This is a genomic window from Pradoshia sp. Z5_111 (assembly GCF_058267535.1).
Map to the genome: position 1 here is coordinate 1 of NZ_JBZCPQ010000005.1, position 15,217 is coordinate 15,217.

The window sequence follows — 15,217 nt, forward strand, 5'->3', positions numbered from 1 at the left end:
TATGAAGTACCTATGCTCCAGCTATACCGGGGTAAAGGTGCCTGAAAGGTGGGTGAAGTGTGTAGGAAAGCAGCTATGTCCCACCTATGAAACACCTATGCCCCATCTATACCGGGGTAAAGGTGCCTGAAAGGAGGGTGAAGTGTGTAGGGAAGCAGCTATACACTACCTATGAAACACCTATGCCCCACCTACACCCGGGTAAAGGTGCCTGAAAGGAGGGTGAAGTGTGTAGGGAAGCAGCTATTCACTACCTATGAAACACCTATGCCCCATCTACACCCCGCCTTTCCCCAGCCCATAACCCGCTAAATGGCATGCTGAATTAGGTTTATTCAGTAACAGACATCTATAATCAGCCGGTTTTTACGAATCTATACATAATATCTGTTAGCTTCTGTATTTTTTGATTGGAGTATTCATAAAATGAGTAGAAAAGGATGTGATTCTATGGAAGTCATCATAAAGAAGCCTGACTTATTATCGAGATTGGCAGTTTTGTATTCTATACCAATCGCACTTTTACGGGAATGTAATTTACATATTAGTAATAATGAGCTATCTGTTGGCGATATGGTTCATATACCTGGATATTGGACAAGGGAGGAAAGGTTATCGACCTTGGATATCACACACCCTGTAGAACGCGAAAGAATTCAGGTAGCTAATTCATTGGAGAGTATGGAAGAGAACCCGAAGAAATCTGTTAGATTACCAGTGAAAATTCAACATAGTATTGTGGATCACACTTGTCCATATTCATCAAGTAAATGCATGAACGACATGGAAATTCTTACAACAATCTATCCTTTCCTGCAGATGAACTCTATCGGGAAATCTGAACTTGGCCAGGATATTTGGGAAATGCGCATAGGCGTTGGTCCGAAAAAAGTCCATATGAATGCCTCAATGCATGCGAATGAATGGATTACCAGCTTGGTTTTAATGAAGTGGCTGAATGATTATTTACTGGCATTAACGATGGGGACAAATTTAGGAGAATGTTCAGCACTGGAGCTATTCCTGGAGTGTGATTTGTCTCTTGTTATGATGGTGAATCCTGATGGTGTGGATCTAGTAGTAAATGGTCCATCTGAAAAAATGAAAAAAGATCTAATCAGGATGAATGGTGGAAGAGAAGAATTTTTAGGCTGGAAAGCGAATATTAGAGGAATTGATTTAAATAATCAATTTCCGGCAAACTGGGAGATTGAGAAAAAGAGAAAACGGCCCAAAAATCCTGCAGCAAGAGATTTTCCTGGAATCGAGCCATTAACAGAAAGTGAAGTGAAATCACTGGTTGCACTTGTGCAGAAGGAAGGGTTCGATCGTGTAGTTTCTCTGCACACTCAGGGAGAAGAATTTTATTGGGGGTATGAGAAAAAAGAACCGGAAATCACCTCTGTTATGGCGAGGGAATTTGCTGCAAGATCAGGCTACAAGGCCGTTCGCTATATTGATAGCCATGCAGGCTTTAAGGATTGGTTTATTGATCAGTTCAAGAAGCCGGGATTTACATTAGAGCTGGGTAAAGGAATCAATCCTCTTCCTTTATCACAATTTGAACAAATTTATCGGGATACAAAACCAATTTTAAATGCGTGTCTTTATTTATAGAAGATAGGGAACTGTTGAACGCAAAAGAGGAATCCTGTTTAAAGGATTCCTCTTTTTCAGATGTACAGCGTATACAATTAATGTACAGCAGGATAGCCGTCTCTAATGAAGGTCATGATGGCGAACCAGCCAAATACAACGGCAGTACCCAAAGCGAATACTAGCCCAAGGAAATTTTTGTTTTTAAAGGCGCTGATTAATGCGAAAACAGCCAAAATGGCAACTAAACCAAAAATAATTACCAATCCCATTTCATTTACCTCCCCTGGAATTATTAAGTAATAAAACCCAATAAATCATTAAATTGTAAAATAAATGCATTCAATAGTATTTTAATTCTTTTCAGATTATTTGTCGAGATATTATAGGCGATTTGGAAGGAATAGGGACAATACAGTATAAGACTCTTTATACAAAAGCATCACTTGTGTAAAATAAAAGAAACTAAACTGATACTTCAGGGGGAAAGACATGAAGAAAACATGGAAAAGAGTTCCTTTAGGGCCTTTGCAAACAAATTGTTATTTATATGCCAAGCAGGATGGTGAATGTTTAATCATCGACCCGGGCGAGGAAGCGGAAAAGCTGATTCAAATCATTCGTGAAAAGAAATGGAAACCAATTGCAGTTCTTTTAACTCACGCTCATTTTGACCATATAGGGGCAGTGGACAGGGTACGGGAAGTCTTTAGTATTCCAGTTTATGTGCACAAAAAAGAAACAGAATGGTTAACAAACCCGGCATTGAACGGTTCACAGTTTTTCCAACTGGGTGAGATTAAGGCTGCTCCAGCAGAAAATGTGATTTCAGAGGAAGGTATTCTAAAAATTGGGGATTTCACCTTTAACGTACTGTTTACACCTGGACATTCACCAGGAAGCGTATCTTATTATGATAAGGACGAGGCGCTTGTATTTTCAGGAGATGCATTATTCCAAATGAGTATAGGCAGGACCGATTTACCTGGTGGAAATCATCAACAGCTAATGAATAGTCTTCATAATAAATTATTAACTCTTCCAAAAGATACGCTTTGTTTATCCGGGCATGGGCCGGAAACCATTATTGAAGATGAGATAAATCATAATCCTTTTTTAAGATAAAAGTGAATAAATTGACCCCCCTTATCAATTAGTTAAGGAGGGTCAGGGGGTATTCCTATAAAATGGGAGGGGCCATTTTAAGTTATACCATAAATTTACAATAGAGATAATACGATGTCAACGCCTGTTGTGGAAATATTTACAAAATTAGGTGAATTTATGAAAAAAATAATCATTCGGTCCATCGAGGAAACAGAAGATTTATTTTTACCTTATGACAAATATATAGAGTTGGCATTGTATCATCCTGTATATGGTTATTACCAACGGAGAAAAGATAAAATTGGGAGTAGCGGTGATTTCTATACTTCGGTGAGTATGTCCCCTGTCTTTGGTGAATTTATAGGTAAATGGGCAGGAAGGAAGCTAATTGAATCCGACCTACCTCCCACTATATGTGAGCTTGGCGGTGGCACCGGGAAGATGGCATGTGATTTTTTGAGGGGATTGGAACTGGACAACCCAGAGCTGGCATCTAATGCAATTTATTATATTGTTGAATCCAGTTCCTATCATCGAGAATTGATTTTAGATATGGCAGCAAAGGATGATAGAATTCGTCTGTTAGATTCCATCAAGGATATGCCGGTAATTGAAGGTTTCATTTTTTCAAATGAATTTTTTGATGCTTTTCCTGTTCATGTTTTAATTAAAGATAAGAAACAGTGGAAAGAAGCAGGCATTACAGTAAAGAATGGAGAGCTATTTGAAACGGCCAGAGATCTCCATAATCAGATGATTTTATCCATTATAGAGAAGTTGGATATTCCGGAGTTTATCAATCGAATAGAGGTGCCATGCCCAATGATGCTTGCCTACGAGCAAATGATTGATAAAATGAAGAGGGGATATCTTATGACGATAGATTATGGAATGGATATGGAGGATTTCTATATACCTGCCCGAAAAAATGGTACCTTAAGAGGGTTTAAGGACCATCAATTAATAGGCTCAATTCTTGAACATCCAGGAGAAACGGATATAACGAGTACCGTCAATTTTTCATTGCTTAAATGGGCGGGGAAAAGGATAGGGCTTGATCTGGAGTACTGGGGAGGACAACAGTCATTTTTATTAGAGGAAGGGATATTGGGGGAGCTGGTCCCACATGCGGATACCAATCCTTTTTCTCCCACCGCCAGGCGCAACAGACAAATTAAACAATTAGTTCTTGGAGACTGGATAAGTGATAGTTTCAGTGTTTTAGTTCAGTCCAAAAACATAAAAAAACCTTGATTGCTCTAGCTCAATCAAGGTTTTACTTTAAATTAATGTCCCGCTCCAGGAGTCATCATGAACGTTGTCCAATAGGTGAACCCTGCAAAGAAAACGGTTAAATAAGCACCGAAAACATATAAGTACATTCTTTCAGATAATTTTAAATAGCTTAAAATAACAAAGAAACCTGTTTGACCGAAAAAGATGAGTGATGTAGTATGCATACCGCCAACAAAGAACATGACTGCCATAATTCCAGTCCAGAAACCACATACTCTGAACATTCTGTCCATTCCTTAACCTCCCTTATCCCCTTATAATTCCATCACTACTATTATAAGGATATTGTTAAAGAATGTAAACTATCTTAAAATAGAATGACTGAATTGTGCGATTAATTTCCAGCGAGCATCTTGTATGTACAAGCATGGCAACCTGCATGATCAAACATATTTTCCTCTTCTATTAATTCGATTGAATCAAAAAGGACACTGAACATACCGCGTAAAAACTCATAATGCATTCCGCATACGGCTTCTTTTTGCTCAAAGGCAATTTCTTTAAAAGGACAGTTATGTATTCTAAAGAAAATGGTTGAATGATCCTCAGCTGTTACGAATTCCGGATAGAACCCGGCAGTAGTCGAGGCATCTTTTATGATAGAAAGCTTGTGGTCGAAAGACAGACTGTCCTGACTTTCTCCAATTCCTTTCATATGCTGTTCGGCCAGATCTTTCCCAAATAATCTTCCTGTATTGAATAATGCTTCCTTCCCTGCCTCTCCCAGTGAGAACATTGTCTGAAGGGCTATTTTTGAAAGCAGTTGGTAATCGCGGTATGGGAAGTTTAATTGTATGACCTCATCTGATAATCTATATAATCTGCTTGGTCTTCCACCTTTTCCTGTTTTCTTAGTTTCAGAAACAAGCATATTTACATCTTCAAGCTTTGTTAAATGTAAACGCGCAACATTGGGGTGAATCTCAAATATATCCGCAATTTCCTGTACCGTCACCTCGCTATGCCTTTTAGCTATATGCTGATAAATATAGTATCTGGTCGGATCTGATAATACATTGGTAATCTTTAATGTTTGGTCCATTGTGGTCCACCTCGCGCTCCTTAATAATTCCATTATAATACAGTCAATTAAGCATTGATATGCTGTTCATGACTATTCTGACTCTTTGGAAACATATGTTGTAATTTAGCCACATTTTGATAAGTCAATAATTTACCATGTATATAGTACTATCTTAATTTTAAAATTTATCTGTAAATATGTTAACAGAATAAAAGGAATGAAATATTTCATGATTATGAAAAATTACCCAAATTAACGACGAATTGTGACAGATTTCGAAACTTTCATAATTTCAGCAGGTATTGAGAAATTAATGTCTAATACCATTAAGAGAGTAACATATAAGGAGGTGAAACAAGAATTGCTCACCATCGATAAGCTAGCTGAAAAAGTTGTAACTGAAGCAGTAAAGTTCAAAGCCTCAGATATCCACATTGTTCCTCAACGCAAGAAAACCCATCTTTACTATCGGATTCACAATCGTTTATTTCCAGAAGGCAGTTACCAAAGAGACAGAGCAGAACGACTCATCTCCCATTTTAAATTTATGGCCGGGATGGATATAGGCGAAAAAAGACGTCCTCAGTCAGGGGCCTTAACGATGTTTGTTTCAAATAAATGGATTGGCCTCCGATTATCCACCTTGCCTACCCCATATTCTGAATCACTCGTCATTCGTATTATTCCAAGCTTACAAACTCTCCCAATCGAAGAAATCTCCTTATTTCCAAAAATGTCAACTACGTTAATATCTATGCTTAAACATTCCCATGGATTAATGATCATTTGTGGACCGACTGGGAGTGGGAAAACTACGACTTTATATTCCATGCTGCATCATGCCAAAAATACCGTTAACCGAAATATTATTACACTGGAAGACCCTGTTGAACATCAGTCCGATGATGCCATTCAAGTCCAGATTAATGAAAAAGCCGGTATCAGCTATTCTGTAGGCTTGAAAGCTGCTCTGCGCCACGATCCAGACATTATCATGATAGGAGAAATCAGGGATGCCGAAACGGCCAGAATAGCGGTGCGCGCTGCTTTAACAGGACACTTAATCTTAACAACAATGCATGCCAGTGATGTATTAGGTGCGGTTAGAAGGCTTTTGGAATTTGGGATAGACAGGGAGGAGGCAAAACAAACTCTTTTAGGAGTAACCTCTCAAAGATTATTGGAATTGCACTGTCCTTTTTGTAAGGGTGAATGCTCACCATATTGCCTTATGGAAAAGAGCAGGGGGCGGGTAAGTGTACATGAAATGATTTATGGCAATGAATTGGCGAAGGTTTGGGCAGAGATGGAGGGAGATGATGTGAACTTTCATTATCCGGATCTATCTTCTCTCATCAGCAAGGCTGTTGCCTATGGATTTGTGGATCAAAAAGAGTATGAGAGGTGGGTGCATGACGAGTAAACTAAAGTCCCGATGGTCTTGCAGGGATCAGGCGAGGTTTCTTCAGGAATTGGGCGATTTATTGGATAATGGCTTTACTCTTTATGAGGGTATTGAATTTTCGCTTATTCATGGAAAAAAGAAATATCGAGAAGAAATCAAGGATGCTTTGGAGTTATTGAAAGATGGCCATACTTTTAGGGACTTTTTAGAATGGTTGAATTTTGAACAAGAGCTGGTTGGTTTAGTATCCTACGGTGAAAAACACGGACAGCTATCCAAATCCTTGAAGAATGGAGGGGAAATATGGCTTAAGAAAAGTGAGGATCGGGCAAAATTAAAAAATTTATTGTATTATCCAGTCTTCCTACTCGTTTTTACATTTGCCTTGCTGCAAGTATTTACAAATTATTTGCTGCCCAAATTCTCAAGTATGTATCAGGGCGTAGGGCAGGAATCAAATATATTCTTAAAGCTATCAATATTATTGGCTACCCTCGTTAACAATCTTCCATTTATTACCATCGTGCTCCTAACCATACATTTGCTTATATACCACTATTATTTAAAAAAACTATCCAAAATAAAACAGGAATTACTGATGAATAAAGTTCCGTTTCTGCGTTCATTTAGAAGGCTTTCCACGACATATTATTTCTCTATGCAACTAGGCTCATTATTAAAGGGCGGTATTTCTATAATCGATGCGTTGACGATTATGAGTAGGCAAGACCCCAAAAGCCTAGTTAAGGAAATAACCCATCATATGATTGAAAGTCTTCAAGAGGGAGATTCATTGGAAAGCATTTGTGGAACTTTTAAAATCTTTATGAATGATTTTGAGCGAGTAATCAGCCATGGGCAAAAAAATAGTTTATTAGGCGAAGAACTACTTTATTACAGCATATTTCTGTTAAATGAGATGGAGATACAGACTGAAAAATATATAAAGGTGGTTCAACCGTTAATGTTTGGCCTTGTTGCCATTTTAGTGATCCTTCTGTATTTGGCAATTTTAATGCCGATGATTTCATTAATGAATACGATATAGGACGGTGTTTTTGATGAAATATAAAAACGAACAAGGTTTTACCTTAATTGAAATGCTAATTGTCATGTTGGTTATATCAGTTCTTTTGATTATTACAGTGCCCAATGTAATGAAAAATCAGGAAGCAGTTAATAGCAAGGGATGCGAGGCATATGTCAAGATGGTGGAGGGACAGGTGCAAGCTTATAAATTAAAGGAAGGTACGCTTCCCACGATGGAGCAGCTTATCTCTTCAGGATTTTTAAGAGAGGATGTTAAATGTCCTGAGGGGAAAACTGCATTGATTGCGGATGATGGGACTGTAACTCTTCAGGAACAATAAAAATGAAAAAGAATGAAGAAGGGTTTACGTTAATAGAGGTGTTGATTGTACTAGGATGTCTGACGTTAATGCTGACCATAGCAAGTGCGGTTACTAGTAAAATGTTTGAAACGTATGAACAAAAAGCATTTTTAAACCAACTCGAGAAGGACCTTTACTATGCGCAAGTCTATGCCATGGAAAATAACACATATGTCTTGCTTAGATTTATGACGGATCAAAATGAATATTCAGCATACTCATACAAAACAAACAGTCATATTATATCCACTCAGAAGGCTGAATCGATCAAGTTTAAAAAAGTTGGCAATGTGCCAGTTACCTATATTCCAGCAGGCAATATCCAAAGCCCGACAACAATCAATCTAACAGATAAGAACGGAAAAACGATATACAAGCTTGTCTTTCAATTAGGGAGGGGGAGATTTTATATATCAAAAGTATAAAGAGCATGGCTACGCTATCTTGGACCTTCTGATTTCGTTTGGCATACTCATCTTATGCTGCTGTTTATTGCTTCCGGCATATATGGAAAGCATTACACTAAAGAATGACTTAAGAATGGAGGAAGCCGCTCTTAATAGATTGTTTGAAAATCTAAATGATTATCAGATAAACGGCCGTCCATTATTTACTGGACAAGCAGAGATTGAGGAGAAAGCCTATACTTTTTATCTTGAAGGGGACGTTTATTTTGCAGAGTATAGCAACTCAAAGGACAAATTACAGAAAGTGTATGAAAAGCTGCCTGAAAAATGATGGCTTTACTTTGGTAGAGATACTATTTGCCCTTGGTTTATTTTCGTTATTAAGTGTGTTTATGACAAGTGCACTTACCAGCATAACAGACTGGCATGTCAAAGATACCAACACAAATGCAAGGATGGAATGGAATATCTTTATACGTCAATTGGATCGTGAATTTCAAAAGACAAAAGACTTTGGAGTACCTAAAAGCAATATCCTTTTACTTGATAAAAGTGGGGAAGAAATAACATATGAAATCTATAACAATATGGTAAGAAGGCGAGTGAATGGTGCTGGACATGAAATGGTCCTTCAAGAAATTAAGAGCTATCATTTAAAAAAAGAAGGAGAGTCACTGCTAATATCTGTGACTCTTATAAATGGTGATATGTATGAAAAACGGCTGTTCAAACGATATAAATTTGAACCTTCTTAAAAATGAACGTGGGATCTTTATGCCTGTTGCTTTATTGTTTTTTTCGGTTATTTTTATCATTTGTATGTATTCGATAGGAAATATGGCTCAGGAAGTGAATTATCATAAATATCAAACCGAATGGTTAATCACCACTTATCTGGGTGATGCGGGTACACATGCTGCAATCTTAATGCTTGAAGGTGATGGTATTCCTGAGACAAAAGGGGAATGGATTTATTATAATGGAAGAATAGCCTATCATATAAAACCGCTTGAGAGAGGGTTCTATGAGATCTCATTGGATATTCAGACGGATCATAAGGTGAGACGGGAGACGATTACGTACTCAACTGAAGCAAAGAAAGTAGTGAAATGGTTAGATAGTTAGGGGGAACAAGATGAATGCCATTTATTTAATTGGATTTATGGGAGCTGGGAAAACAACTGTGGGTATGGCTCTCGCCGAAAAAATGCGTTTTCCCTTTTATGATAGTGATCAGGCGGTAGCTGAACGAACAGGAAGGTCGATTCCACAGCTCTTTGATGAAGTAGGTGAAGATGGATTTAGGGACCTAGAACAGCAGGCACTGCAATCATTGCCTGTCGAAAATTGTATCATCGCGACAGGTGGGGGAATCATTCTCAGGGAAGACAACCTGAATTATATGAAGGAGAAGGGAACTGTTATTTGGCTCCATGCCAATCCGACAGAAATAATAAAAAGGCTCGAGACTGATTCATCACGCCCTTTATTGTCCGGAAATAAAGAGGAACAAATCGTGCAGCTTTATCAAAAGAGGGTTGACCTATATAAGCTGGCTGCTGATTTACAGGTTCATACGGACGGAAAAACAAAAATGGAGATTACAGAAGAGATATTAATGAAAATCACCATAAACTAGCTAACTTCTTATAAATTAATGAATAACACCCATGATAAATGGAGATACTTCTGATGGGTGAATGTCTGATGAAAACAAATGATTATGTAAAATTTTTAACAATTCAGTGGTTAGTGTATATGAAGCAGCCAAAGGAAGTACGTAAAGAGCAACGCCGTAATCATAGAGATGATCGGCCGCCATTAATGAGCCATTGGTTCGGAATCATTCCGTTATCGATTGAAATGCTCTTTAAACGTAAGGCGTAATAAATCATGCTTGTTTGAAAAAGCAGTGGATTTGCTGAACCCACTGCTTTTTTGTATTCTTTTTTATATCTTCATCTTAGATTAAGTCATATTCATGCCATCAAACAAAAAGCCACACATATATATGGCTTACTCCATTATTAATTAATTGACTATTATATATAAATGATTAATCCCATTGCTTTTTCCATTCATCTATTTATTGTTGATAATCCTCCTGAATGCCCTTTAATTCTTCTTCTTTTTTGTTCTTAAGCTGTTCAATACCATCTGCTCGTATTTTATGCATGTCAGAAGCTTTAGCTAGTATTTCCTTTTGGATAGAATCGCTTATCAGTTTTTCAGTATGAAGGGTTTGGATAGCTCCTTCTATTCTGCTTTTTTCATTAGTAGATAAAGAATTCAGTGAATTGGCTAGGTTGATAATTTCTTTTCGTGCATCAAGCATATCAAATGCATGAACAGCCTGTTTTCCGGATATTTCAAAGATAGAAGGGGACCATTTGTTTTTAATTTGGGCATCTAATTCAGATTTATCGCTAACCCGAATGAACTCACCCTTACCAGCTTCGGCTACCTGTTTTAACTGTTGGACGCCTTCATCATCTACATCAAAACCGATAATATTAACGGTTGCCTGGATGTTGGAACCGTGTAATGATTGAGCAGCCTTTACGGGGTCCCCATCACATGTTTCAATTCCATCACTTACGATATAAATCGTATTATTATATTCACCACTATAGTTTGTAAGGATCTCTTGTGCTTTACTGATAGCTTGGCTAAGTGGAGTCCATCCGCTTGCCTTAAATTTATTCATAGCGGTTTGAAATTCTGTCTGAGCATATGGTTTTAAAGGATAAACTGTATCAATTTTACTGCACGATTTTGCTTTATCTGCATCGGAACCGGTTCCTTCATGTCCATATACAAGAAGCGATGTATTTGTATTCTGTGGAAGAGAAGATATAAAGGTAGAAATGGCGTCTTTCGCTATATCAATTTTCTTTCCGCCTGGAACTTCTGCATTCATACTTCCACTGGCATCAAGTAATACAACCACATTCGTTTTTTCAGGTGTTTGTTGCTCTTCTTTTTCTTCTGCTGATCCTGTTGGTAGTTCAGGAGCTTTAAGGCCTGGATCATACATTCTTAATTGATCATAGTATGTTTGATATTCCCCGGTGCCAATAGCATAAATTAAATAGTCATAAAGTTCTTCATCGGTTAGTTCCTTATGTTCTTTTATGTGTTGGGTAATGGTCGTCTCGCTGTTTTTCTTAAATGTATCATTATAATAGTTTAAATAGGGTTGAGCATCCCAACCGGTTTTTCCGTCCAATTTCTTATTGACTATTTCTTTCATTAATATTCCTTGCTCTTGAGTCATCATTCCTTCAAACGTGGCATCAGCTTTTGGGATTGCAGCTTCTGAGCTTTTTTTCTCAGATGGATTAACTGCTTTGGCAGTAGTCTCAACATCATTCCCTTTATCTTGGTCATTGGGTGAGCATCCAGCTGTCAATATAAAAAGTAGAAAAAGCAAAATTAAAATTAATTGATAGCTAATTTTCTTCATCTTGTACCTCCATATCATTCAAAAGTATCAGTAGAAAAAACGGATGAATATACTCAGATGAAAATAGCAGAGATGTTTATGTCGTTCTTAATCTCCTATATTTTACATAAAAACATAATTATAGGGAAATTTATTGAATGTTAAGAGATAAATTGAAAGGAGGTGGAAACGTTGGATTAGGAGAATGCTGTATTAATTGAAATAGCTGCCTCGGTATGGCAGCTATATATTAGAAGTTCTATTTAGAAGTATTGAAGTAACACCATATATTCTGAAACTGGGCAAGCAGGTTCGCCTTTTTACATTTCGATTCATAGCTTTAATGATTAAATAATGGAACGATAGAATGCTCACCAAACTGAGAACATTGATGAGTATCATTGAAAACATATGCCTTAATTGGCTGCCTCTGATTGATACTCAATTATGTTTTGCGAATAACCAGCCTGAGCTTTATTAGGTCCCTTTAGATAGCCTGACCGCTAAGATAAAAAAGTCCGCCATTTATGATGCTGACACGGATTCTGGGTTCGTATTGCATTCGCAATGCTTCCTTTTCAAGGTCATACATGTGAGTTTCCTCTTCTTTTTTGTCCTCATAAAAATGGTTCAGCAAACTCAAATCTTTATTCCAGCGCACGAGAGCATCATCAGCCCACCCATGGTCATCCTGATTAATTTTATTTTGGATGTAAGTTTTGATACGATGCAATCCGCTTTGATAACGAATAATGGGTGTAAGGGTAAATGTATAGTCAGATATTTTAGGTGTAAGTGACAGTTTATCAGCTGAATCAATGAAATTTTCTACAAAAAGACCGTTGATCAGGTTTAATCCTATTGAAAAGAATAAATCCTTTTTTCGGTCGCATTCATAGGAGATATTAACATTTACACCTAACCAGGGAAATAAAGGCATCTGACCACTAGTCATTTTAATCTCCTCAAATAAACGGATATGCTTAGATAGTCTTTGGGCAGACGCGAATATTTGGTGCAGGCGAGGGGATCCGAAATGTATGAATTCCCCTTTTAAATCAGGAGGAGCTGCCTCTTTATCGAGGATAAACGTTAAACTCATCGGATTGGGCACTCCGCCAACTTTCTCGAGATAATGCCAATAAAAAGGGCGGTTCATTAGTTCTTTATCCATATCAATCGTCAATTGCACAGTTAGATGACCTGGCCCTTGATTGATGATTTCACATTGATTGGCTGTGAAAAATTGAACGAGAAACTCAAGAATTTCCTGTTGCTGCATGTGATGGCATCTCCTTTTTTAAATCTTGAGCAAGCTGTATTAGAGAAGTGAGATTATCCATTTTAACCTTCATCTCACCCTCTGTTTTTGATTTATTGAGGATATCGGTTAAATGCTCTTCAAGATTCTTAACCTCCAGCCTTGTTAAAATATCATCAAGTTCTCCTACGACGCGTTCAAATAATTGAATTTTTTCGTAGAGAATTTTCATAATATGATCTTCAATAGTATTTCTGGTCGCAAAATTATAGATTCGGACATCTTCTGTTTGTCCAAGTCTGTGAATTCGGCCGATTCTTTGTTCCAGGCGCATCGGATTCCAAGGTAAATCAAAGTTTATAATATGATGGCAAAACTGCAGGTTAATTCCTTCTCCACCTGCTTCTGTAGCAATTAAGACTTGCGCTTGTTTTTCAAATAGTTCCTTCATCCAGTCCTTCTTACTGCGTTTAAATCCGCCGCGGAATGGAACAGAGCTGATTCCATTTTGCTTAAGAAACCACTGCAAATATAATTGTGTGGCTCGATACTCGGTAAAAATGATAACCTTATCTTTTATGGAATGAATCAATTCAAGCGCTTTTTTTGCTTTTGAATTGCCATCAACCAGTTCGACCAGGTTGATAAGGTTATGTATGGCTTCCTTAAAGCTTAGTCCGGCATCTGGGTTTCGATCGAGCATATTTTTCAGCGTAAAGTAGACGGCTTCTCTGCTGCTGCATGCCTCACGCTGGAGGATTAAAGAAGAAAATGTACTTCCGATACCCTCCGGCAATTCTTTCCTAAATGAAGAAACTCCATCATATAGAGCCTGCTCCTTTTCGGTGAAATCTATAAAAATGGTTTCAACCTTTCTCTTTGTCCATTCAATGCCGGTATCCTGGCGTTTATTTCGAATCATCACCATATTAACCAATTCTTTTAAATAAGCATCATCCTTTAATGAACGTTTCTTAGCAGAGAAGCGTTCATTAAATTTGGCATAGCTTCCTAAATGCCCTGGCTTAAGCAATGATACAAGATAAAAAATTTCTTCTAGCTTGTTTTGAATAGGGGTTGCCGTTAATAGTAGACAGAACTTTCTTTGGACTTTTTGTACAAACTCATAGTTTTTGGTTTTATTGTTTTTTAACTTGTGAGCTTCATCTATGATGACAATGTCATAGGTTTGTTCCAATATGGCAGAACGATGAGGCTCTCGTTTAGCAGTATCTATGGAAGTGATTATACATTCAGAATCCCACCCATACCCCTTTCTATATATGACAGCAGGTATGTGAAACTTCTGATTAAGCTCCTTTGCCCATTGGGATACGAGAGAGGCTGGGACTAGTATTAGTATTTTGCTTGCCAGGCCCCGAATCATATATTCCTTTAAAATAAGACCGGCCTCTATCGTTTTGCCAAGACCCACTTCATCAGCCAATATGGCTTTACCATTCATTCTTTCAATGACTTCGGTAGCAGCTTCGAGCTGATGGTTTAAAGGTGTAAATCCTGATAAATGCTTTGGTGCAAGGAGGCCGTTGAAATCTGGAATCAGATTATGCTTTTCGGCCTCCAATCCGAGTTTAAAAAGAGAGTAGCTGCACCATGGGCCGTCCTCCATAATCTTTTCTTCAAGCTCCTTTTCCCAATCTTCATCAAAATAGACCTTTGGTGTTAAACTCAATGTGAATCCCAACTTTCTTTACTTAAGCTAGTTAGATTAATGTTTGATAGTAATTTATAGAAATCTCCGTCTCAGATAGGTGCTACTATCAATTCCAAAATAACAGTAGAAGGGTAATCTTCGGCTAAAATCTGATTAACGCCTTGTGCGGTTGACGGACATTTATAAGGAATTGATTAAGCCGACCCCTAAACGATTTTTCACCGCAATAAAGCTGAGGTATTACTGACAATTTTTTTAGTTTCTTATTCATTCATCAGAGATAACGTAATTGTTGCCACCTGATAATTGTTGATGGTAGGATATAAATGTAAGACTATTTAGAAAACGGCTTATCTCTTGCTTTTTGTTTAGTATGACCAATTTACATAATTATATGAGCGAATGAAGGCAAGGGGAGAGACCGCATACTGCGGCACCGAAGGAGCAAATGGTGAAACCATGAATCTCTCAGGTACAGAGACTCTTGCTGGACGCATCTCTGGAGAGCGCTTCCTTTATTGTGAAGCCACCCAAGAGGAAACGCCGAAGTACGTTATCCGGCGGTAAACTTTCAGGTATCAGGACAGAGCCCCCTAATTAGGGAGGTTTC

General features: G+C 37.8%; 18 protein-coding genes and 2 riboswitches. Of the genes, 12 read left to right on the plus strand and 6 right to left on the minus strand.

Annotated features, from left to right (window positions below; all coding sequences use genetic code 11):
* Window positions 1–426: 426 nt before the first annotated feature.
* A complete protein-coding gene (locus AC4D4A_RS11455; RefSeq protein WP_490996029.1) occupies window positions 427–1,617 on the plus strand; it encodes a M14 family metallopeptidase in 1,191 nt (396 codons plus the stop codon).
* A gap of 77 nt (window positions 1,618–1,694) precedes the next feature.
* Here AC4D4A_RS11455 and AC4D4A_RS11460 read toward each other — a convergent pair whose 3' ends face one another.
* The gene (locus tag AC4D4A_RS11460; protein WP_490996030.1) at window positions 1,695–1,868 is read right to left on the minus strand and encodes a DUF2759 domain-containing protein; all 174 of its coding nucleotides are present in this window, start codon (window positions 1,866–1,868) and stop codon (window positions 1,695–1,697) included.
* Between the two features lie 220 nt (window positions 1,869–2,088).
* Between AC4D4A_RS11460 and AC4D4A_RS11465 the strand changes: the two genes are divergently transcribed.
* Window positions 2,089–2,721, plus strand: coding sequence for an MBL fold metallo-hydrolase (locus AC4D4A_RS11465; RefSeq protein ID WP_490996031.1), 633 nt, complete (start codon window positions 2,089–2,091; stop codon window positions 2,719–2,721).
* A gap of 114 nt (window positions 2,722–2,835) precedes the next feature.
* A complete protein-coding gene (locus tag AC4D4A_RS11470) occupies window positions 2,836–3,957 on the plus strand; it encodes a class I SAM-dependent methyltransferase (RefSeq protein WP_490996032.1) in 1,122 nt (373 codons plus the stop codon).
* 32 nt (window positions 3,958–3,989) lie between these two features.
* Here the strand turns inward: AC4D4A_RS11470 and AC4D4A_RS11475 are convergent, their stop codons facing one another.
* Window positions 3,990–4,232: a DUF2626 domain-containing protein gene (locus AC4D4A_RS11475; RefSeq protein ID WP_066105073.1), complete on the minus strand. Its 243-nt coding sequence runs from the start codon at window positions 4,230–4,232 to the stop codon at window positions 3,990–3,992.
* A 101-nt stretch (window positions 4,233–4,333) separates the two neighbouring features.
* The gene (locus AC4D4A_RS11480; protein ID WP_490996033.1) at window positions 4,334–5,041 is read right to left on the minus strand and encodes a helix-turn-helix transcriptional regulator; all 708 of its coding nucleotides are present in this window, start codon (window positions 5,039–5,041) and stop codon (window positions 4,334–4,336) included.
* Window positions 5,042–5,336: 295 nt separating this feature from the next.
* Here AC4D4A_RS11480 and comGA point away from each other — a divergent pair, with 295 nt between their 5' ends.
* The 9 genes from comGA to AC4D4A_RS11525 all read left to right on the plus strand — a co-directional run bounded on the left by comGA (window position 5,337) and on the right by AC4D4A_RS11525 (window position 10,113).
* On the plus strand, window positions 5,337–6,446 hold the full coding sequence (gene comGA / locus AC4D4A_RS11485; RefSeq protein WP_490996034.1) for a competence type IV pilus ATPase ComGA: 1,110 nt from the start codon (window positions 5,337–5,339) through the stop codon (window positions 6,444–6,446).
* Window positions 6,436–7,476: a competence type IV pilus assembly protein ComGB gene (gene comGB / locus AC4D4A_RS11490; RefSeq protein ID WP_490996035.1), complete on the plus strand. Its 1,041-nt coding sequence runs from the start codon at window positions 6,436–6,438 to the stop codon at window positions 7,474–7,476. The genes comGA and comGB overlap by 11 nt, the downstream gene beginning before the upstream one ends.
* A 13-nt stretch (window positions 7,477–7,489) precedes the next feature.
* Window positions 7,490–7,798, plus strand: a complete 309-nt coding sequence (gene comGC / locus AC4D4A_RS11495) for a competence type IV pilus major pilin ComGC (protein WP_490996036.1) — start codon at window positions 7,490–7,492, stop codon at window positions 7,796–7,798.
* A gap of 2 nt (window positions 7,799–7,800) precedes the next feature.
* On the plus strand, window positions 7,801–8,244 hold the full coding sequence (gene comGD, locus AC4D4A_RS11500; protein ID WP_490996037.1) for a competence type IV pilus minor pilin ComGD: 444 nt from the start codon (window positions 7,801–7,803) through the stop codon (window positions 8,242–8,244).
* 19 nt (window positions 8,245–8,263) lie between these two features.
* Entirely contained in the window at window positions 8,264–8,557 is a 294-nt protein-coding gene (locus AC4D4A_RS11505) for a hypothetical protein (RefSeq protein ID WP_490996038.1), read from the plus strand.
* The gene (gene comGF, locus AC4D4A_RS11510; RefSeq protein ID WP_490996317.1) at window positions 8,535–8,981 is read left to right on the plus strand and encodes a competence type IV pilus minor pilin ComGF; all 447 of its coding nucleotides are present in this window, start codon (window positions 8,535–8,537) and stop codon (window positions 8,979–8,981) included. Before AC4D4A_RS11505 ends, comGF begins: the two co-directional genes overlap by 23 nt.
* A 19-nt stretch (window positions 8,982–9,000) precedes the next feature.
* Window positions 9,001–9,351 (plus strand): competence type IV pilus minor pilin ComGG, encoded by a 351-nt coding sequence (gene comGG / locus AC4D4A_RS11515; protein WP_490996039.1) that lies wholly within the window; start codon window positions 9,001–9,003, stop codon window positions 9,349–9,351.
* A gap of 10 nt (window positions 9,352–9,361) precedes the next feature.
* On the plus strand, window positions 9,362–9,865 hold the full coding sequence (locus AC4D4A_RS11520; RefSeq protein ID WP_490996040.1) for a shikimate kinase: 504 nt from the start codon (window positions 9,362–9,364) through the stop codon (window positions 9,863–9,865).
* Window positions 9,866–9,933: 68 nt separating this feature from the next.
* Entirely contained in the window at window positions 9,934–10,113 is a 180-nt protein-coding gene (locus tag AC4D4A_RS11525) for a YqzE family protein (RefSeq protein ID WP_490996041.1), read from the plus strand.
* Between the two features lie 199 nt (window positions 10,114–10,312).
* Here the strand turns inward: AC4D4A_RS11525 and AC4D4A_RS11530 are convergent, their stop codons facing one another.
* The 3 genes from AC4D4A_RS11530 to AC4D4A_RS11540 all read right to left on the minus strand — a co-directional run bounded on the left by AC4D4A_RS11530 (window position 10,313) and on the right by AC4D4A_RS11540 (window position 14,562).
* Window positions 10,313–11,692, minus strand: coding sequence for a vWA domain-containing protein (locus tag AC4D4A_RS11530; protein WP_490996042.1), 1,380 nt, complete (start codon window positions 11,690–11,692; stop codon window positions 10,313–10,315).
* A 466-nt stretch (window positions 11,693–12,158) separates the two neighbouring features.
* Window positions 12,159–12,953, minus strand: a complete 795-nt coding sequence (locus AC4D4A_RS11535; RefSeq protein WP_490996043.1) for a YqhG family protein — start codon at window positions 12,951–12,953, stop codon at window positions 12,159–12,161.
* Window positions 12,931–14,562 carry a DEAD/DEAH box helicase gene (locus tag AC4D4A_RS11540; protein WP_490996318.1) on the minus strand — a complete coding sequence of 544 codons (1,632 nt, stop codon included), beginning with the start codon at window positions 14,560–14,562 and terminating at the stop codon, window positions 12,931–12,933. Before AC4D4A_RS11540 ends, AC4D4A_RS11535 begins: the two co-directional genes overlap by 23 nt.
* Window positions 14,563–15,009: 447 nt before the next feature.
* A riboswitch (glycine riboswitch) is annotated at window positions 15,010–15,101 on the plus strand.
* Window positions 15,102–15,104: 3 nt separating this feature from the next.
* Window positions 15,105–15,196, plus strand: a riboswitch (glycine riboswitch).
* Window positions 15,197–15,217 lie beyond the last annotated feature (21 nt).